Below are 18978 nucleotides of genomic sequence, written 5' to 3'. Positions count from 1 at the left end.
TGAACCATGTCTGAGTATGATGATGATTTGTCCGCGGCGCAGGCTAAACTCTGGGATTTGCCGTTTGTAGACGATGCGGGCAGGGAAGCAGACGAGGCTAACAAGACTAATGCACTGAACCGTCGCAGTGACTGGAAATATGAACCGCCCGAAGAAGAGGAAGAAATAAAACCCCCTACGCTGGAAGAGATTGAAGCTATTCGTCAGGCAGCGCAGGAGGAAGGTTACGCCGAAGGTAAACAGACAGGTTTCGAAGAAGGTAAGGCGCAGGGCTATGAGGAAGGACTTGAGGCTGGCCGCCAGGCAGGCCACGAAGAAGGCCTGCAACAGGGGCTGGATGAAGCACGTTCCCAAATAGAAGCGCAAAGCGAGATTTGGCAGTCACTGACAGATAATTTGCACGCTCCTCTCAATCAGGTCACGGATGCGTCGCGCCAACAGCTTGTGCAGCTGGCCGTAGCACTGGCTAAAACCGTTATTCGTCATGAAGTCACCACCAACGAGCAGGTTATCTTACAGGCGCTGGCGGAAGGCATGAAAGCGTTGCCCGTTAACGAAAGTGCATACCAGGTGCATATGCACCCTGAAGATGTGGCACTGATTACTGAGCATTTCGGTGCACAAAAGGTAGCGGAGAAAGGCTGGCAGTTAATTGAGTCACCATCCATGTCCCGTGGAGGCTGTGACATAGTAACTACCACCAATGCCGTCGATAATTCTGTAGAACGCCGGACCCGGGAAGTGCTCGACAGATTCTTGTTAGAGCAGGGATTGCACCGTGACTGATCCCTTCGAAGACTATTTCAACAGCCTGAAAGACCAGATACCCAAGCCGCCTATTGTGGCCGCCGGTAAGCTGGTGCGTGGTATCGGTCTGACGCTTGAAGCCGTTGGGTGTCAGTTACCCGTCGGCAGTCAGTGTAAAGTGCAGACTATTGAGGGCGAAATAGAAGCCGAGGTTGTAGGCTTTGGCGATGATATTACTTACCTGATGCCCACCGAAGCGGTACGCGGTATTGTCCCCGGTTCGCGGGTGATTCCGCTGGACCGGGAAAGCGGTTTGCCAGTGGGAATGGGCCTGCTAGGGCGAGTAGTAGATGGCAACGGTCAGCCTCTTGATGGGTTGGGCGCGTTGAAAACCGATACCCGGATGCCTACCACCCGGGCTGCCATGAATCCGTTATTGCGAAAGCCTATCAGCGAGCCGATGGATGTCGGTGTGCGCTCGATAAATGCATTAAATACCGTCGGTGTCGGGCAGAGAATGGGCTTATTTGCCGGCAGTGGCGTGGGCAAAAGTGTTCTTTTGGGCATGATGACCCGGGGCAGCGAGGCAGACATTGTCGTGGTTGGCCTGGTCGGCGAGCGGGGGCGCGAGGTTAAAGAATTTATTCATGAAATCCTCACTGAAGAAGAGCGTCAGCGCGCAGTAATCGTAGCTGCACCGGCTGATACCTCGCCACTTATGCGTTTAAAAGCGTGTGAAACAGCGGTCACTATTGCCGAATATTTTCGTGATCAGGGCAAGAATGTTCTTCTGCTGATTGATTCATTGACCCGTTATGCGATGGCGCAGCGTGAAATTGCCCTTGCTGTGGGCGAGCCACCGGCAACAAAAGGCTATCCGCCTTCGGTATTTGCACGGTTGCCGGCGCTGGTTGAGCGGGCTGGCAATGGTTCTGAGAATCAGGGCTCAATAACCGCTTTTTATACGGTGTTAACAGAAGGTGATGATTTGCAGGATCCTATTGCGGATGCCGCACGCGCGATTCTTGACGGTCACGTGGTCTTATCACGTAAGCTGGCTGACAGTGGGCATTATCCTGCTATTGATATTGAAGCATCTATCAGCCGGGTTATGCCAATGGTAGTTAGTGAAGAACATCAGACACAGGCGCGCCGGATTCGCCAGGTTTACTCAACCTACAAGCAAAATCAGGATTTGATTGCTATTGGCGCGTATGCGCGCGGCTCTGATCCACGCATCGACCTGGCTATCAGGGCTGAACCTGCTATCAATGCATTTTTGCAGCAGGGGATGAAACAAACACTGTCTTTTGAAGAGTGCCATGAAGCCATGCAAGCGCTGGCTGGCGGACTAGGGAACGGGTAACCGATGGGACAGCTTGATACCGTTATTCGCGTTGAGCGCGATCGGGAAGAAAAAGCAGCGCAGGCTTATCAGATGGCGCAGCACAGTCTGAATGAACAGCGCCAGAAACTGAACAGCTTGCAGCAATATCGCCTGGATTATCTGCGTAACCTGCAACGAAACGGGCAGCATGGCGGGCTCGACGCGCGCGAATATCACCAGCACCTGCAATTCGTGGCTAAGCTTGATAAAGCCTGCGAGCAACAAAATCAGATAATATCCCGTGCTTCATTAGTGGTTGATCAGCGTCGCCAGCATTACCTTCAACAGCAAAAGCGTCGAAAAGCCGTCGATTACCTTATTGACAAGAAAGACCAGGAAGCGGCAGTGGCGGCGGGCCGACGTGAACAGGACCAGCTAGACGAGTTTGCCCTCCAGCGTTTTTTACGCGCTAAAACAAGATATTAACCCTTCTCACTGACATATTTTCTGTCAGTTTTAAATATTGGAACACGACTTGCTCTATTCATCACAGTGACGGTTTTCCGCTCTCAGTGATATGGCTTACAAGCGCGATTTTTTAAGGCCTGTGCGGGAATTTCAAATAAGGAACCTAAGGTTATGATGCAAGACATTGCCACGAAACGTCAGGACGTTGCCGCCTTGCCGATAAATCTTGACGGTGATGTTGCTTTGCAGCCGGAGTCGACCAACGGCGCTGCTTTTTCGCAGGCGTTTCGGCAAAGTAATCAGTCTGCCGCAGCAGATAAAGCATCTGCCCGAACTGACGCGAATACAGCGGCGTCTGGCAAAAAGACCGAAATCCGTCAGAAAAACAGCGACAATAGCAGTGCCTCTGCCAGCGATTCTCGGGTGAAGGCAAAGGACTCACACCGCGCCGAAGATAAGCGTACGTCTGACGTTGAAGCGAATGCATCAATGGACAATGAAAAAACGGCAGCTGCAAAATCCGAAGACATCCAGGGTGAGGCGATCGCTGTAGCAGACGAATTGACCGATTCAATCGCCGGCAGGGAAGAAGCTGCACAGGATATTGACTGGCTGGCCTATGTTGATCAGGTCCGCAGCTTATCAGAAGACGCCCTGAATAAAGGTGTAGATACTGACGCTGCTATCTCCGGGGCCGGGGCAACAGAGAATGCAGCCCTGCAAAGCGCCGGTATCGTTGATGAAGCCGCTAAAATCGCCCACTTGCTAAACCTGCAAGGAGAAACTACCGGGCGTGAACAGGACAAAATTCCTGCAATACCTGATTTGATTGCCAGACTGGGTCAGGAAATTGCCAATCAACAGAAAAGTGCTGACGGCGAAGCGGGTTCAACAGCGGGCTCAGCGTCTGCTACCCTTAAAGAGCTGTCGGCAGCTATTGTCAGTGGGCTGCAAAGTGAAAGTTCAGGTCAGCAGAGCGCTGACAATAGTCAGTCACTGGAAGCACTGGTAGCAAAACTCAATGCATCAACGGAAAGTGACGTTGCGCAAAAAGATGCAGACTTATTGTTGTCGATGATTAAGGGGCAGGTCACGAAGCAACAAGGGGCCGGTTCTGAAACAATGAAAGCAGAGTCCGTTGCATTAGAGTCAGGTGTCAGTCCGAAAATATTGTCACTGATGGAAAATATCGTCAGTCTGGATGATAAGCAGACTGAGCAGCTTGCGCAAAACGTTACCTCACGCGTGGCGGACTTGGTGCCCTCAGTATCTGAAAGTGCGAAAAAACAGATCACCGATGCAATTGTAGCGGGGATGTCTGAAATGAAAAAACAGGTTCAACAGGGCCATGAACCCGGCATTAGTTTAAAAGCAATGGTAACCGAAGCATTGCAACAAGCTGATGTAAATGTGACGCCTGCGTTAAGTCAGAATATTGACCAGCAGTTAAGTCAAATTAATACACTGCTGAATGCTGCAAATACCACAAGCTTTGCGGCGCAGCAGGCTGCGCAGATGGCTACGCCGGACATAGCCATAGCAGAAAATACGCAGGTCAGGGCCGAATCTGGTTCAGCGACCCGGCAGGCCGAAGGTTTATCGCAACCGGTAAATATCCATCAACCGGATGGTCAGAAACAGCTGACCGAGAAGATTCGCTGGATGGTTAACAGCCGGAATATGATGGCCGAGATTCGCCTGGATCCGCCTGAAATGGGCAGTATGCAGGTAAGGGTAAATGTCCAGGGTGACGCAGCATCTGTCAGCTTTATTGTGCAATCGCCTCAAGCCCGCGAAGCACTCGCTCAGGCCGAACCAAGGCTGAAGGATATGCTGGCGCAGCAGGGCATTGAACTTGGTGAGTCATCGGTCCGACAGCAAAGTCAGGAGCAAAGTCAGGGCCAGTCTGACTCACAGTCACAGAGCCGCAGAGGTTTCGGCGGACAGACTGCTGGTCATACAGATGCTGACGAAGGCACCCACGTTATCGACCAGCCATTAACGCGGCAAGCCCAGGGTGGTATAGATGATTATGCCTAATCCGTCTTTTGCATTATTGCGCTTTTGTGCTGAGCATTGATAATAGCCGCTAGGTAAAACGCGACGAGTCTGAAGTAGTAGAGACAAACATGGCCGAAGAAGAATTACAGATTGAAGAAACAACGAAAAAGAGCAAGCTCCCTCTTATTGCCATTATTATTGTGGCATTGCTGGGGGCGGGCGGTGCGGCCTGGTACTTTTTATTTTCCGGCAGTGATGAACCGGTAGCAGAAGAGTCAGCAACACAATCGGAGCAGCCTGCCGGCAATCAGCCAGCCAGTGTCGGTGGCGATGCCAAAGTGGGTACTGCTTTATATGTTGCCATGCCGCGCCCGTTTACGTTTAACGTACCTGGCACTGGTCGCGACCGGTTAGTGCAGATAAAGGTGCAGTTGATGGTACGCGGCAGCGACAACGAAGAAACGGCTAAAATGCATATCCCGCTTATAGAAGGAACACTATTGCAGGTGTTCAGTGGCAGTAATGCCGATGAGCTGATAACTGAGGTCGGTAAAGTGGCCCTGCGTGAGCGCGCTGTCAGTGAAGTGCAAAAAGTAATGAACGATACGGTTGGAGCCAATGTGGTTGAGCAGGTTCTGTTCACCGGCTTCGTCATGCAATAAATCAGGAAAAAACTGTGAGTGATTTATTATCTCAAGATGAAATTGATGCCCTGTTACACGGTGTCGATGATGTAGAAGAAGACGAGGTCAGCGAGTCGCCCTCTGACTCTTCGGCGCTCGAGTATGACTTCTCCTCACAGGATCGGATTGTCCGTGGGCGAATGCCAACGCTCGAAATTGTTAACGAGCGCTTTGCCCGTCATCTGCGAGTTAGCCTGTTTAATATGATGCGCCGCTCTGCAGAGGTATCGATTAACGGCATTCAGATGATAAAGTTTGGTGAGTACATACATACCCTGTTTGTGCCCACCAGCCTGAATATGGTGCGCTTTCGCCCGTTAAAGGGAACCGGTCTTATCACCATGGAAGCGCGTCTGGTGTTTATTCTGGTGGACAACTTCTTCGGTGGTGACGGGCGTTATCACGCCAAAATCGAAGGCCGGGAATTTACGCCTACTGAGCGTCGTATTATCCAGATGCTCCTAAAAATCATTTTCGAGGATTACAAAGAAGCCTGGGCACCGGTCATGGATGTTTCTTTTGAATACCTTGATTCTGAAGTAAACCCGGCAATGGCCAATATTGTCAGTCCTACTGAGGTGGTCGTTATCAGTTCGTTTCATATCGAGCTTGATGGCGGCGGCGGTGACTTTCATGTGTCGTTACCGTATTCAATGCTTGAGCCAATCCGGGAGCTATTGGATGCTGGTGTACAAAGCGATAAAGAAGATACCGATTTGCGCTGGAGCAAAGCTCTGCGCGATGAAATTATGGATGTAGATGTAGAGCTGTCTACCCACATGCTGGATGTCGAGGTATCGCTCAAGCAGGTGATGGAATTCAAAGCCGGCGATATTATTCCGGTAGAAATGCCTGAACACATCACAGTGATGATTGAGGATTTACCGACGTTCAGGGCGAAACTGGGGCGTTCCAGAGATAATCTGGCTTTGAAAATTACCGATAAGATCCCACGACCTACATCGGTGAAATCAGAGCTGCAACTATTAACCCGCGGTGGCCGCATCATTGATAATGACGCGGAGCTGCAAGTACTTGAAGAAGACCTGTAACCCAGGCCTTAGCAACCAGAGGCATTGTTATGAGTGAACAAGACGGCATGGACGACTGGGCTGCCGCAATGGCGGAACAGGCTGAATCGGAAGAGAATCAGGGCGCAGAGGACTATGTTCAGCCAGCAGAGCTGGATGAATTTACCGAAGATGCACCGATTAGCTCAGAGGAAAAACGCAAGCTGGATACCATTCTTGATATTCCGGTTACCATTTCTATGGAAGTGGGCAGAAGTCAGATAAGCATACGGAATTTACTGCAACTGAATCAGGGCTCGGTCGTCGAGTTGGATCGAGTTGCCGGAGAGCCATTAGATGTATTAGTAAATGGCACGTTGATTGCTCATGGTGAGGTAGTAGTAGTTAACGACAAATTTGGTATCCGACTCACCGATGTTATCAGTCAAATCGAGAGAATCAAAAAGCTTCGCTAAATCATTCGTTTTATCAGGGGGTTGCGCATTGCTCCCTCTGGTAATCTCATCCCGTGCGGTGGCGCAAAGTACGCAGTCCATCACCAATCCCACATCTGTACTGTCAATTTTTCTATCACTTTTGCTGGTCGTTGCGATTATCTTTGCGCTTGCTTATGTAATGCGACGATTTAATGTCACTCATGGTGGTGGTGGTCAGTTGAAAGTGGTTGCCAGCATGGTAGCCGGTGCCAAAGAGCGCATCATGGTTATTGAAGTGGGCGATGAGCAGCACATGATTGGGGTAACCAGTCATAATATTTCTCATCTGTGCAAGCTGGAAAAAAACTTAGCGTCAAATCAGCAAACCATTACCAGTGGCACTCAGTTTAAAGATAAGTTGGTTAAAGCCATGGCGGGCAAAATGAACCCATCGGTGAAGGGAGACGATAACGATGAGAAATAAACCGTTTTTAACCTGTCTGGGTGTACTGCTGATAAGCCTATTGGCAATGCCTGCGTTTGCGCAGCAGGGGATTTCCGCTGTAACCGTATCTACAAACCCGGATGGTACACAGGATTATTCGATGACGTTGCAGGCGCTGTTCATCATGACAGCGCTGAGTCTGATACCGGCGTTTATCATGATGATGACCTCATTCACCCGCATCATTGTTGTGCTGTCGATTCTGCGTCAGGCGATTGGTTTGCAGCAATCGCCGTCTAATCAGATTTTAATCGGGGTCAGTCTGTTTTTATCGTTGTTTATCATGGCGCCGGTTTTTGATCAGATTAACGAAAAGGCGTTACAGCCGTATCTTGACGAGCAGATGACCAGTAAAGAGGCTTTTGATGAAGCGAAGGAACCCATGCGAGCTTTCATGTTATCGCAAACCCGTGTCAAAGATTTAGAAACCTTTGTGCGTATTGCCGGAGATGAGGATAAGTACCAGGAGCCTTCCGAAGTGCCACTGACAATCTTAATTCCGTCGTTTGTTACCAGCGAACTGAAAACGGCGTTTCAGATAGGCTTTATGTTGTTTATCCCTTTTTTGATTATTGATTTGGTAGTGGCATCTATACTCATGGCGATGGGTATGATGATGCTATCACCCATGATTGTATCACTGCCCTTTAAGCTAATGTTATTTGTACTGGTGGATGGCTGGAACCTGATTTTTGGTACCCTGGCTACCAGCTTTGGAATGGGCGTGTAGGAGGCGATATGTCACCCGAGGTATTTGTAGAGATACTGCGTGAAGCCATGTTTATGGTTATTTTGCTGGTATCTGCCGTCATTGTTCCCAGCCTGATTGTGGGGTTAATTGTGGCAGTATTCCAGGCGGCTACATCAATCAACGAGCAAACCATGAGTTTCCTGCCACGTCTCATCGTCACATTACTGGCGTTAAGCTGGGGCGGCAACTGGCTGGTGAAAAAACTGATGGATTATTTCTATCATATGGTTGAGCAAATTCCGCAGGTTGTTGGCTGATAATGCAATACGAGCTTGGTGTTATATTCCAGTTTCTGGCTGACTTAATGTTACCGTTTATGCGAATAAGCGGCATGTTTGCAGCGATGATTGGGATTAGTGCCAAGACAATGCCGCCACCGGTCAGGGCCCTGCTCGCAGCTTTTCTTGCGCTCATCATTATGCCGGTGGTTGACCCTGTACCGATTGATAATCTGGTCGGGCTGGGCACCTTTATGGAAATTATTCGCCAGCTTCTCATCGGTGTCGCCATGGGGTTTATTTCCATGATGGTGTTGAACACCTTTGTGTTGGCAGGCCAGATTGTTGCTATGCAGACAGGGTTGGGCTTCGCTTCAATCGTTGACCCGGTGAATGGTATTAATGTGCCTGCGGTGGGTCAGTTTTATCTTATTCTGGCAACGCTATTGTTCTGGACAATGGACGGTCATTTGTCAATGATTCAGATGGTGGTGGCCAGTTTCGATGCCTTTCCCATTGGCGGTGCCTGGTTTACCGGCGAGCAATTGCGAGAGATAGCCCACTGGGGCGCGTGGATGTTTATTTCCGCCGTCACATTATCACTGGCGTCTATTGTATCGTTGCTGATCGTTAATCTGGCCTTTGGAGTCATGACAAAGGCTACGCCGCAGCTGAACATTTTCAGCATTGGTTTTTCTATAGCGCAAATCACTGGCTTACTGGTTATCTGGATCACGCTGGATAACTTTACTGCCCATTTCTCGGCGCAGTGGAACAGGGCTGAACAGTTCATGTGTGAACTGGTTCGGATTTGCCCGGGTTAGGGAGGGGAGATCGTGTCTGACGCTCAGGATAAAACAGAAGAACCCACACAGAAAAAGCTCGATGATGCCCGAAAAAAGGGCCAGCTTGCCCGATCCAAAGAATTATCCACGGCGCTGGTATTGATTGTCAGTGCTGTGATGTTTTTGCTCATGGGCGGTATTATCGCTGAAGACATTTACGTCATGACAAAACGCATGTTCACGCTGTCACGTGACGAAACTTACGATATCTCCCACATGTTTTCTGCAAGCGGTGAAGCACTGATGTCCGTGGCCTGGCCGGTATTGGTATATATGATTGTATCTATGCTGGCCGGCATTTACGGCAGTGTCGCATTGGGCGGATATAACTTCAGCTGGAAATCGGCCGCCCCGAAAGCCAATAAAATCAACCCCATTAATGGCTTTAAGCGCATGCTTGGGCCCAATGCTGTGGTGGAGTTACTCAAAGCCATTGCCAAGTTTTTAGTTATCGGCGCGATTGCGATTGGCGCACTGTTTTACTTTAGAAACGAAGCATTGCACCTTGACCGCGAGATGTATCCGCTGAACCTGTTTCATGCCATGACCATGCTGGAATGGGCTTTTTTATTTCTGACGCTGGGCATGATTCCCATTGCGATTTTCGATGTGCCGTATCAAATGCATAAGCACAACAAAGAAATGAAAATGACCAAACAGGAAGTAAAAGACGAGCACAAAAACGCAGAAGGGGATCCGCAGGTCAAAGGCCGAATCCGCCGCTTACAGTTTCAGGCTGCAGCCAACCGCATGATGCAGGATGTCCCCGAAGCTGATGTGGTGGTTACCAACCCAACCCACTATTCGGTCGCTATTAAATACGAGGAAGACGGCAACCGTGCACCGGTGGTCGTCGCCAAAGGCCAGGATGAACTGGCTATGCACATTCGTAAAATCGCTACGGCGCACGATGTTCCGCTTATTCCTTCACCCATGCTAACGCGGGCTATTTTCTACTCTACGGAAGTGAACGAGGAAGTACCCAATAAGTTATTTATGGCGGTGGCCCAGGTCTTGGCCTATGTTTATCAGCTACGCGCTTATAAAGCGGGTAAAGGTCAGCGTCCTAAGCCACTGAAAAAAGATTTACCTATTCCTGAAGAGCTTCGCCGCTGATAATCGCGAATACGATTTCTTCGTATGCGGCTGATTTGTTGCTGGTTTATCTCACAGCTTTTCTCTGTCAAAAAACGACCTCTAATTATGGCACGGTAGTTGAAATACCTGAGCTATCGCATTCTTTTAGCGTCAAAATTCTGATAGTGAGAGATTCCACGCAATGCAGTTAGCAGCTTATCTTCAGCGGTTCGATAAAAATCAGTTGCAAAAGTTCACCAGCGGTCTGGGCGCACCTATCGTTCTGTTGGCCATTATGGGCATGGTTATCCTGCCGATGCCGCCGTTCCTGCTGGACGTGCTCTTCAGTTTCAACATCGCCTTATCGCTGGTCATCATCCTGGTGGCAGTCTTCACCCAGCGTCCGATAGACTTTGGTATCTTTCCACTTGTCCTGCTTATTGCCACCGTACTCAGGCTGGCACTTAATGTTGCCTCTACCCGGGTGGTCTTATTGTACGGCCATGAAGGTGGTGATGCGGCCGGTAAGGTGATAGAAGCCTTCGGTGCCGTGGTCATTGGCGGTAATTACGCTGTTGGTGTGGTGGTATTTGCTATCTTGCTGATTATTAACTTTAAGGTAGTAACCGCTGGTGCCGGACGTATCTCAGAAGTTAATGCCCGCTTTACCCTTGACGCTATGCCCGGGAAACAGATGGCTATCGATGCGGATTTGAATGCTGGTTATATAGACCAGGATCAGGCCCGTCAACGTCGAGAGGAAATCACCGCTGAAGCCGACTTTTACGGATCTATGGACGGTGCGTCCAAGTTTGTAAAAGGGGATGCGGTAGCTGGCCTGTTTATTATGCTTATCAATATTGTCGGTGGCCTGTTCATCGGTATGATTCAGCACGATCTGACCTTTGGTAACGCTGTTGAGGTCTATACGATTCTGACCATTGGTGATGGTTTGGTCGCGCAAATTCCATCGCTGCTGTTATCTGTTGCTACTGCAATCATTGTTACCCGCGAAAACGAAACCCAGGAAATGGGCAAAGAGATACGCAGCCAGTTAGGCAATCAGCAGGCGCTGTATATTGCCTCTGCAGTACTATTTGTGATGGGTATCATTCCGGGCATGCCGCACATTGCATTTTTAGGCTTCTCGGCCATTGCCGGTGGCTATGCTTACTGGCAAACCAAACAGGCGAAAAAAGCTGAGCTGGAGCCAGCTGCAACATCATTGGCTACTGATGAGCCGCTCGAGGCGCCGGAAGCAAAAGAACTTGGCTGGGACGATGTACAGCAAGTCGATACAGTGGGTCTGGAGGTGGGCTACCGTCTGATCCCGCTGGTCGATAAATCCCAGGGGGGCGAATTGCTGACCCGTATCAAAGGTGTACGTAAAAAGCTGTCGCAGGAGCTGGGCTTTTTGATTCCCCCTGTGCACATTCGCGATAATCTGGATCTGGACCCCAACGCCTATACGATTGCCATGTTAGGCGTGACAATTGGCGATGCGCAGATCAGTCATGATGAAGAACTGGCAATTAACCCGGGGCAGGTGTTCGGTAATCTGGAAGGACGGACGACTCAGGACCCGGCTTTCGGTCTGGATGCGGTATGGATTAAGCCTAGCCAGCGTGAGCACGCGCAAACACTAGGCTATACCGTTGTCGATGCCGCCACTGTTGTTGCCACGCATTTATCACAGCTACTTACCAATAATGCATATCAGTTACTGGGCCATGAAGAGGTGCAGCAGTTACTGGATATGCTGGCCAAATCAAATCCAAAACTTGTGGAAGGACTGGTTCCGGATATTTTACCGCTCAGTACAGTGGTTAAAGTCTTGCAGACACTGCTTTTTGAGGGCGTGCCTATCCGCGATATGCGTACGATTGTTCAGACATTGAGTGAATACGGCACTAAGAGCCAGGATCCTGATGTGCTGGTGTCTGCCGTACGTATTTCACTCAAGCGACTTATCGCCCAGGAGATTTGTCAGGGCACCGCCGAAATCCCCGTCATAACTCTGGCGCCAGAGTTGGAACAGATGTTGCACCAGTCATTACAGGCAGGCGGAGAAGATGGCGCAGGCATCGAACCAGGTCTTGCTGACAGGCTACAAAAATCATTACAACAAGCCAGTCAGCAGCAGGAATTAGCCGGTGAACCAGCGGTACTGCTGACATCGGGAATGCTAAGACCCGTGCTATCCCGCTTCTTTAAATATTCTGTCAATGGCCTGAACGTCCTGTCATATCAGGAAGTGCCGGATGACAAACAAATAAGAATTGTCAGTTCAGTGGGTCAATAATCTGACACACGGCTTGTAAAGAGGTTGCAATGAAAATCAGACGTTTTTTTGGCAAAGACATGCGCGAAGCGATGAATGCAGTGAAAGCTGAACTGGGCAGTGATGCGGTAATCATGTCAAACCGCAAGGTTGCTGATGGCATCGAGCTGGTAGCAGCCTACGATAAAGAACCGGAAGTGAACCTGCAGGCTAAGCGTCCGGCTGCATCACAAAAGCAATCAGCAGCGGGTAAAGCTGTACCAAGCCTGAGCGAGATTATTGGCGATGATGGCCCTGATAGCCTGCGCGCATTGCTGGAAAAACAGGTCGAAAAAGCGCAGCGTCAGGCACCGGCGCACCCGGTGTCAGAATCTATCAATGCTGCAGCGCAAGCTCCTTCGCGGCCAGCACAAGCTCCTTCACGGCCAGCACCCAGCGCACGCGCAGAACAGCCTGCCCCGCGCGGTCACAATATTAATTATTTTGAAGATGATCATGAGCTGGATCTGGAACGTCCGGTAGCACACAGCGATACAGCTACACAGTTCACAGGTCAGTCCGCGTCTGATGCACAAACCAGCCAGAGTGATCTGGATGCAATCAAAGAAGAATTGGCATCGCTGCGCAACGTGCTGCAGTTTCAGGTGGCCGGGCTGATGAATGATAAGCAGCAGCGTCAAAGCCCGACGCATTGCTACCTTACCCGTTGTCTTGAAGGGATGGGCCTGAGCTATTCACTGGCAGAGCAACTGGTTAACTACACGCCTAAAGAATATAACGAGCGTGAAGCGTGGGTATACCTACTCAACCTTTTGGCTAATCGTCTTCATGTATCAGGTAATGATATTCTGCAACAAACCGGTGTGGTTGCGCTGGTGGGACCCACCGGTACAGGCAAAACGACTACGGTGGCGAAACTGGCAGCCCGCTATGCACAGAAATACGGCGCAGATGAAGTGGCGATGATTACCATTGATACTTATCGGATTGCAGCGTATGAGCAGCTGGCAACGTACGGCAAAATCATCGGCTGTACAGTGCGTAAGGCGCAGTCCAGCGAAGAGTTGGCAGAGCTGTTGTTTCAGTTACGTCACAAGCGTATGGTGCTTATTGATACAGCAGGATTCAGCCAGCGTGATAGCCGGTTAATTAAGCAGTTATCGAAGTTTGACAATGGTCAGATGCAACCGGTGAGAAAGTACCTTGTTGCGCAAGCTAATACGCAATATCCGGCGCTGCAACGTATAATCAACGCGTTTGATGGCGTGAAACTGGATGGCTGTATTTTCACGAAGCTGGACGAATGTTATAGCCTGGGTGAGGTGCTTAGCGTAGCAATCGAACATGCGTTGCCGGTGAGTTATGTCACTGATGGTCAGCAGGTTCCTGAAGATATTAAGGTGGCGGATGCAAAATCTCTGGTATCAGCCGCTGCAAAGCTTTATAAAAAGTACGGTTTGAATCATACTAACGGCAATCACCTTCAAAATTCAGCACAGGCAGTATGATTGAAGATCAAGCGAGTAGCTTACGAAAGATGAATCAGTCACGGTTAATCAAAGTTATCGCCGTAACCGGCGGTAAAGGCGGGGTAGGTAAGACTAACATCACCCTTAATACCGCCATCTCTATGGCCAAGCAGGGCAAGCGTGTAATGGTGCTTGATGCTGACCTGGGGCTGGCGAATGTGGATGTTATGCTCGGCTTACGTGTAGAGAAAAATCTCGCGCACGTTTTATCGGGTGAATGCACGCTGGACGAAGTGTTGGTGACAGGCCCACATGGTATAAAAATAGCGCCGGCTACGTCAGGCACACAATCCATGGCGGAGCTCACTCCTACCGAACATGCCGGTCTTATTCGTGCATTCAGCGAGTTGCGTACACAGATAGACGTGTTGATAGTAGATACCGCCGCAGGCATATCTGATATGGTGCTAAGTTTCTCCAAAGCATCGCAGGATATTATGGTAGTGGTGTGTGATGAACCCACCTCACTGACGGATGCCTACGCACTGATAAAAATTCTGAATCGCGAGCACGGTGTGTTCCGCTTCAAAATTGTGGCTAATATGGTCAGGGATGCCAGAGAAGGACAGGAGCTTTTCAGTAAGTTATCCAAAGTCACTGGTCGTTTTTTAGATGTTGCACTAGAGTTAGTCGCAACCATTCCTTTCGATGAAAATATTCGTCGCGCAGTACGAAAACAAACTGCAATTGTGGATGCATTCCCAGGTTCTCCTGCAGCGGTTGCCATTTCTCGACTGGCAAACAATGCAGCGAACTGGCCGATACCTAATCAGCCGGGCGGGCACCTGGAGTTTTTCATTGAACAGTTAATTTCTCAAAAAGCAACGGGAACGCAACGTTGAATAGCAAAGCGGCTGCTTACTCACAGCAAATCGATAAATCTCAGCTTGTCGAAAGACACGCTTCTCTGGTCAAACGTATCGCCCATCATTTGATGGCGCGACTACCTGCAAGTGTGCTGGTAGATGATTTGATTCAAGCCGGGATGATAGGTTTGCTGGAAGCTGCACGAAATTTTGACGGTTCAAAAGGTGCCAGTTTCGAAACCTTCGCCGGTATCCGTATTCGTGGGGCGATGCTTGATGAAATACGTAAAGGCGACTGGACACCGCGCTCTGTACATAAAAATGGCAGAGCGATAACCGATGCAATTAAGGAGGTTGAACGGGAAACCGGTCGCGATGCCCGGGATACCGAAATTGCAGAAAAACTGAATGTCGATATTGATACCTACCATCAGATGCTTAATGAAGTAAATGCGGGCAAGCTGGTGGGGATCGAAGATTTAGGGGTGTCGGAAGATGTTATCACCGCACCGACTAACCAGGGCAACGATTTGCCTTTAGAAGATTTAATGCAGGGGGCGTTTCAAAAGGCCCTTGCACAGGCAATCACTACATTGCCTGAGCGTGAAGCAATTGTGTTGTCGTTATACTATGATGAAGAGTTGAATTTACGCGAAATTGGTGAAGTGCTCGATGTCAGTGAATCACGGGTCAGCCAGATTCACAGTCAGGCCATGTTAAAATTAAAAGCTAAAATGCAATCGTGGCGTGCCGATAACTAAGCACAATGAATAACGATTAATAATAATTTACTAGTCCCCAGTGGAGGCCATTTTGGACAAAAATATGAAAATTCTTGTGGTAGATGATTTCTCTACTATGAGACGAATCATAAAGAATTTGCTTAAGGACTTGGGGTTTTCCAACATTCAGGAAGCCGATGACGGAAGCACGGCGCTGCCGATGTTACAGCAGGGCGACTTTGACTTTGTCGTGACCGACTGGAACATGCCAGGTATGCAGGGGATTGACTTGCTACGCAATATCCGCGCAGACGAGAAGTTAAAACACTTGCCAGTGTTGATGGTGACGGCAGAAGCGAAAAAAGAACAGATCGTTGCAGCAGCACAGGCTGGTGTAAATGGTTATGTTGTGAAGCCTTTCACCGCAGCAACGCTTAAAGAAAAGCTCGACAAAATTTTCGAACGTTTAGGTTGATCCAGGCGATCTCAGGTTTTAAGAGGAAAACTGGATGACAACGAATGTCAATGTTCCTATTTCATTAGAAGAGGCGCGCCAGCTTGTAACGTATCTGGAGCAGGGGGATAACGACTCTGCACATGCGTTGCTTGAAGCGGTCTCAATGAAAGAGTCAATTGAGTTATTTGCTGAAGTCGGCAAGCTCACCCGCCAGTTACACGATGCACTAAACAATTTTCAGCTGGATGAGCGCATAGTTGGTCTGGCCAACGATGATATCCCGGATGCACAAACGCGTCTGACCTATGTTATCGAAGAAACCGAGAAAGCGGCTAACACAACGATGGATGCTGTCGAGGCCAGTATGCCTATTGCTGAATCGTTGTCTCAGCGCATCGATACCATCATGCCTGAGTGGAAAAAGCTCATGACGCGGCAGATAGAGCTGGGTGAATTTAAAGCTTTGTGCGGTGATTTGGACAAACTGCTCAATGATGCCTCGTCAGAATCAGATCGCTTAACGGCCTTGCTCACTGAAGTACTTATGGCGCAGGGGTATCAGGATTTGACCGGACAGGTCATCCGCCGGGTGATAGAACTGGTTAAAGAAGTCGAAGATAGTCTGGTTAATATGCTTACCATGTTCGGTGATGCCGAAGGTGACACACCAGCTCCACAGACGCAGAAAAAAGAAAGTGGCAAAGTCGACGCTGAAGGGCCCATTATGAATGCCGAGGAACGCGACGACGTTGTAAAAGGTCAGGACGATGTTGACGACCTTTTGTCTAGCTTAGGTTTTTAAGGAGTGCGGGCTGATGTCATTTGATCTTGATGAAGATATTTTACAGGACTTTCTCGTAGAAGCCGGAGAAATACTCGAACAGCTTCAGGAGCAGTTGGTTGACCTGGAAAATCACCCGGAAGATGGCGACTTATTAAATGCTATATTCCGCGGTTATCATACGGTAAAAGGTGGTGCCGGCTTTTTGTCGCTCACCGAACTCGTTGAGATTTGCCATGGCGCCGAGAATGTCTTCGACGTAATGCGAAACGGACAGCGGACATTAACTCCGGAGTTAATGGATACTATTTTGCAGGCCACAGATGTCGTGGTCGCGATGTTCGAAAAAGTCAAAGCCCGCGAACCCCTTGAACCTGCCGATCCTGCGCTGGTAGATGTACTTCATAAACTCAGTCATCCCGAATCGCCAGATGAAAATATCTTCGGTGAGGGTATCACCGCAGGCCATCAGCCTAATGCGCAGGTCAATATGGATGATGAGCCGCAGTTAGTTGTCGAAGAAACCCCACAGGCACCAGAAGTAAGTGCCATGTCGCCTGCAAATGGCGAAGGCGGTATCGACGAAATCAGTGAAGATGAATTTGAAAAGCTGCTGGATGAGCTCCACGGTGGCGGCGCGCCGGGTCGTCCGGCTACGCCAGAAAATGCTGCCGCCAGCACTGAAAACAAACCTGTCGCAGAAACAGCCGCGCCGGCTGGTGGTGACGATATTACCGATGATGAGTTTGAAGCCTTACTGGATGAGCTTCATGGCAAAGGGCAATTCAGCGCTGCCAAAGGCGATGAAACCGCGCCTGAGCCAGCCAAAACCAGCGCCAGTGCATCTGGCGGTGATGATGAAATCACAGATGATGAATTTGAGGCGCTGCTTGATCAATTACACGGTAAAGGACAGGGCCCATCTGTAAAAGATGAACAGGCCGCGACTTCTGAGAAAACCAGTTCAGAAAAGCCACGTGTTAAAGTTGATGTTGAGGCAACCCAGGCCGTAAGTCAGGCGCGTCAGCAACAGGAGCAGGCGTCACAGCCTCCTAAAAATAAGCCAGAGCCTGCTGGCAAGCCCAGCGCAGCACCTGCGCCCAAAAAAGATGACAAGAAGCCTGCCGCTGCGCCACCTCCGGCAGAAACCACAGTACGGGTAGATACAAAGCGTCTTGATCAGATTATGAATATGGTCGGGGAGCTGGTACTGGTACGAAACCGGCTGTTGAGTCTGGGTATTAACACCAGTGATGAGGCGATGTCTAAAGCCATTGCGAACCTGGATGTGGTTACTGGCGACCTGCAGGGCGCCGTTATGAAGACCCGGATGCAGCCGATTAAGAAAGTGTTCGGACGCTTCCCGCGGGTTGTGCGTGATTTGGCGCGCAGCCTGAAAAAAGAGATTACGCTGGAACTGGAAGGCGAAGATACTGATCTGGATAAAAATCTGGTCGAGGCGCTTGCCGATCCGCTTGTTCACTTGGTTCGAAACTCTGTCGACCACGGTATTGAAATGCCTGATGAGCGTCAGGAAAACGGCAAAGCCCGGATGGGAACCGTTCGGCTGTCAGCGTCTCAGGAAGGCGATCATATCCTGTTGACCATCGAAGATGATGGTAAAGGCATGGACCCTGAAAAGCTCAAAGATATCGCTATCAGTCGTGGCGTTCTGGATGCTGATGCAGCCGCTCGCATGTCAGATGTTGAGGCGTTCAATCTAATCTTTGCGCCGGGCTTCTCCACGAAAACAGAAATCAGTGATATATCCGGTCGTGGCGTAGGCATGGACGTGGTGAAAACCAAAATCACGCAGCTTAACGGTACTATCAATATCGACTCTCAACTGGGCAAAGGCACTCGGCTGGATATTAAAGTACCCCTGACCCTGGCTATTCTTCCTACATTGATGATTATTGTTGGCAAACAAACATTTGCGCTTCCTTTGGGCGCAGTTAGCGAAATCATCAATATGGACATCAAGAAAACCAATACTGTAGACGGGCAATTGACCATGATTGTGCGTTCTAAAGCTATCCCGCTTTTCTTCCTTGGCGACTGGCTGATTCGTGGTGGCAAAGCCGTTAACCGTGAAAAAGGTCACGTTGTGGTAGTGCAGATAGGGACGCAGCAGGTTGGTTTTGTGGTCGATGCGTTAATCGGTCAGGAAGAAGTTGTTATTAAGCCGCTGGATGCTCTTTTACAAGGCACGCCTGGTATGGCAGGGGCAACGATTACCTCCGATGGTGGTATTGCACTGATTCTGGACATTCCTGGCCTGCTCAAGCGCTATGCCCGTAAAGGCTAACCGGTAAAACCCTTTTCCAAGGATT

Annotated in this window: 19 protein-coding genes; all 19 read left to right on the top strand. The window is 49.6% G+C overall.

The window, feature by feature from the left end; translation table 11 throughout:
- Window positions 1-6 precede the first annotated feature (6 nt).
- The 19 genes from fliH to FBQ74_RS12510 all read left to right on the top strand — a co-directional run bounded on the left by fliH (window position 7) and on the right by FBQ74_RS12510 (window position 18953).
- On the top strand, window positions 7-786 hold the full coding sequence (fliH, locus tag FBQ74_RS12600) for a flagellar assembly protein FliH (RefSeq protein ID WP_139756998.1): 780 nt from the start codon (window positions 7-9) through the stop codon (window positions 784-786).
- Complete coding sequence (fliI, locus tag FBQ74_RS12595; RefSeq protein WP_139756997.1) at window positions 779-2113, top strand: flagellar protein export ATPase FliI; 1335 nt, start codon at window positions 779-781, stop codon at window positions 2111-2113. Before fliH ends, fliI begins: the two co-directional genes overlap by 8 nt.
- 3 nt (window positions 2114-2116) lie before the next feature.
- A complete protein-coding gene (gene fliJ / locus FBQ74_RS12590) occupies window positions 2117-2560 on the top strand; it encodes a flagellar export protein FliJ (protein ID WP_139756996.1) in 444 nt (147 codons plus the stop codon).
- 153 nt (window positions 2561-2713) lie between these two features.
- Window positions 2714-4582: a flagellar hook-length control protein FliK gene (locus FBQ74_RS12585; RefSeq protein WP_139756995.1), complete on the top strand. Its 1869-nt coding sequence runs from the start codon at window positions 2714-2716 to the stop codon at window positions 4580-4582.
- An 89-nt stretch (window positions 4583-4671) separates the two neighbouring features.
- A complete protein-coding gene (fliL, locus tag FBQ74_RS12580) occupies window positions 4672-5205 on the top strand; it encodes a flagellar basal body-associated protein FliL (RefSeq protein WP_139756994.1) in 534 nt (177 codons plus the stop codon).
- 14 nt (window positions 5206-5219) lie between these two features.
- A complete protein-coding gene (fliM, locus tag FBQ74_RS12575; protein ID WP_139756993.1) occupies window positions 5220-6278 on the top strand; it encodes a flagellar motor switch protein FliM in 1059 nt (352 codons plus the stop codon).
- A gap of 29 nt (window positions 6279-6307) precedes the next feature.
- A complete protein-coding gene (gene fliN, locus FBQ74_RS12570; RefSeq protein ID WP_139756992.1) occupies window positions 6308-6712 on the top strand; it encodes a flagellar motor switch protein FliN in 405 nt (134 codons plus the stop codon).
- Window positions 6713-6740: 28 nt separating this feature from the next.
- Window positions 6741-7157, top strand: coding sequence for a flagellar biosynthetic protein FliO (gene fliO / locus FBQ74_RS12565; RefSeq protein ID WP_139756991.1), 417 nt, complete (start codon window positions 6741-6743; stop codon window positions 7155-7157).
- A gap of 46 nt (window positions 7158-7203) precedes the next feature.
- Window positions 7204-7908 carry a flagellar type III secretion system pore protein FliP gene (fliP, locus tag FBQ74_RS12560; protein WP_408641358.1) on the top strand — a complete coding sequence of 235 codons (705 nt, stop codon included), beginning with the start codon at window positions 7204-7206 and terminating at the stop codon, window positions 7906-7908.
- A gap of 8 nt (window positions 7909-7916) precedes the next feature.
- On the top strand, window positions 7917-8186 hold the full coding sequence (fliQ, locus tag FBQ74_RS12555) for a flagellar biosynthesis protein FliQ (protein WP_139756989.1): 270 nt from the start codon (window positions 7917-7919) through the stop codon (window positions 8184-8186).
- 2 nt (window positions 8187-8188) lie between these two features.
- Window positions 8189-8971 carry a flagellar biosynthetic protein FliR gene (fliR, locus tag FBQ74_RS12550; protein ID WP_139756988.1) on the top strand — a complete coding sequence of 261 codons (783 nt, stop codon included), beginning with the start codon at window positions 8189-8191 and terminating at the stop codon, window positions 8969-8971.
- Between the two features lie 12 nt (window positions 8972-8983).
- Window positions 8984-10108, top strand: a complete 1125-nt coding sequence (flhB, locus tag FBQ74_RS12545; protein ID WP_139756987.1) for a flagellar biosynthesis protein FlhB — start codon at window positions 8984-8986, stop codon at window positions 10106-10108.
- Window positions 10109-10271: 163 nt separating this feature from the next.
- Window positions 10272-12371 (top strand): flagellar biosynthesis protein FlhA, encoded by a 2100-nt coding sequence (gene flhA, locus FBQ74_RS12540; protein ID WP_139756986.1) that lies wholly within the window; start codon window positions 10272-10274, stop codon window positions 12369-12371.
- A 29-nt stretch (window positions 12372-12400) separates the two neighbouring features.
- Window positions 12401-13858 (top strand): flagellar biosynthesis protein FlhF, encoded by a 1458-nt coding sequence (gene flhF / locus FBQ74_RS12535; RefSeq protein WP_139756985.1) that lies wholly within the window; start codon window positions 12401-12403, stop codon window positions 13856-13858.
- A complete protein-coding gene (locus FBQ74_RS12530) occupies window positions 13855-14721 on the top strand; it encodes a MinD/ParA family protein (RefSeq protein WP_139756984.1) in 867 nt (288 codons plus the stop codon). Before flhF ends, FBQ74_RS12530 begins: the two co-directional genes overlap by 4 nt.
- Complete coding sequence (locus FBQ74_RS12525) at window positions 14718-15446, top strand: RNA polymerase sigma factor FliA (protein WP_139756983.1); 729 nt, start codon at window positions 14718-14720, stop codon at window positions 15444-15446. Before FBQ74_RS12530 ends, FBQ74_RS12525 begins: the two co-directional genes overlap by 4 nt.
- A gap of 52 nt (window positions 15447-15498) precedes the next feature.
- Window positions 15499-15882, top strand: a complete 384-nt coding sequence (gene cheY, locus FBQ74_RS12520; protein ID WP_040610362.1) for a chemotaxis response regulator CheY — start codon at window positions 15499-15501, stop codon at window positions 15880-15882.
- 34 nt (window positions 15883-15916) lie between these two features.
- Window positions 15917-16666: a protein phosphatase CheZ gene (locus FBQ74_RS12515; RefSeq protein WP_139756982.1), complete on the top strand. Its 750-nt coding sequence runs from the start codon at window positions 15917-15919 to the stop codon at window positions 16664-16666.
- A gap of 13 nt (window positions 16667-16679) precedes the next feature.
- Window positions 16680-18953 carry a chemotaxis protein CheA gene (locus FBQ74_RS12510; protein WP_139756981.1) on the top strand — a complete coding sequence of 758 codons (2274 nt, stop codon included), beginning with the start codon at window positions 16680-16682 and terminating at the stop codon, window positions 18951-18953.
- The last annotated feature ends 25 nt before the right edge of the window (window positions 18954-18978 follow it).

It is taken from the genome of Salinimonas iocasae, assembly GCF_006228385.1.
Taxonomy (GTDB): domain Bacteria; phylum Pseudomonadota; class Gammaproteobacteria; order Enterobacterales; family Alteromonadaceae; genus Alteromonas; species Alteromonas iocasae.
The sequence above is the reverse complement of the archived record's forward strand: the minus strand, read 5'-3'. Positions and strand labels throughout refer to the sequence as shown.

Coding starts and splice junctions, on each gene's coding strand:
- fliH (WP_139756998.1), top strand. CDS start 7: ATGTCTGAGTATGATGATGATTTGTCCGCGGCGCAGGCTAAACTCTGG.
- fliJ (WP_139756996.1), top strand. CDS start 2,117: ATGGGACAGCTTGATACCGTTATTCGCGTTGAGCGCGATCGGGAAGAA.
- FBQ74_RS12585 (WP_139756995.1), top strand. CDS start 2,714: ATGATGCAAGACATTGCCACGAAACGTCAGGACGTTGCCGCCTTGCCG.
- fliL (WP_139756994.1), top strand. CDS start 4,672: ATGGCCGAAGAAGAATTACAGATTGAAGAAACAACGAAAAAGAGCAAG.
- fliN (WP_139756992.1), top strand. CDS start 6,308: ATGAGTGAACAAGACGGCATGGACGACTGGGCTGCCGCAATGGCGGAA.
- fliP (WP_408641358.1), top strand. CDS start 7,204: ATGCCTGCGTTTGCGCAGCAGGGGATTTCCGCTGTAACCGTATCTACA.
- fliQ (WP_139756989.1), top strand. CDS start 7,917: ATGTCACCCGAGGTATTTGTAGAGATACTGCGTGAAGCCATGTTTATG.
- fliR (WP_139756988.1), top strand. CDS start 8,189: ATGCAATACGAGCTTGGTGTTATATTCCAGTTTCTGGCTGACTTAATG.
- flhA (WP_139756986.1), top strand. CDS start 10,272: ATGCAGTTAGCAGCTTATCTTCAGCGGTTCGATAAAAATCAGTTGCAA.
- flhF (WP_139756985.1), top strand. CDS start 12,401: ATGAAAATCAGACGTTTTTTTGGCAAAGACATGCGCGAAGCGATGAAT.
- FBQ74_RS12530 (WP_139756984.1), top strand. CDS start 13,855: ATGATTGAAGATCAAGCGAGTAGCTTACGAAAGATGAATCAGTCACGG.
- FBQ74_RS12515 (WP_139756982.1), top strand. CDS start 15,917: ATGACAACGAATGTCAATGTTCCTATTTCATTAGAAGAGGCGCGCCAG.
- FBQ74_RS12510 (WP_139756981.1), top strand. CDS start 16,680: ATGTCATTTGATCTTGATGAAGATATTTTACAGGACTTTCTCGTAGAA.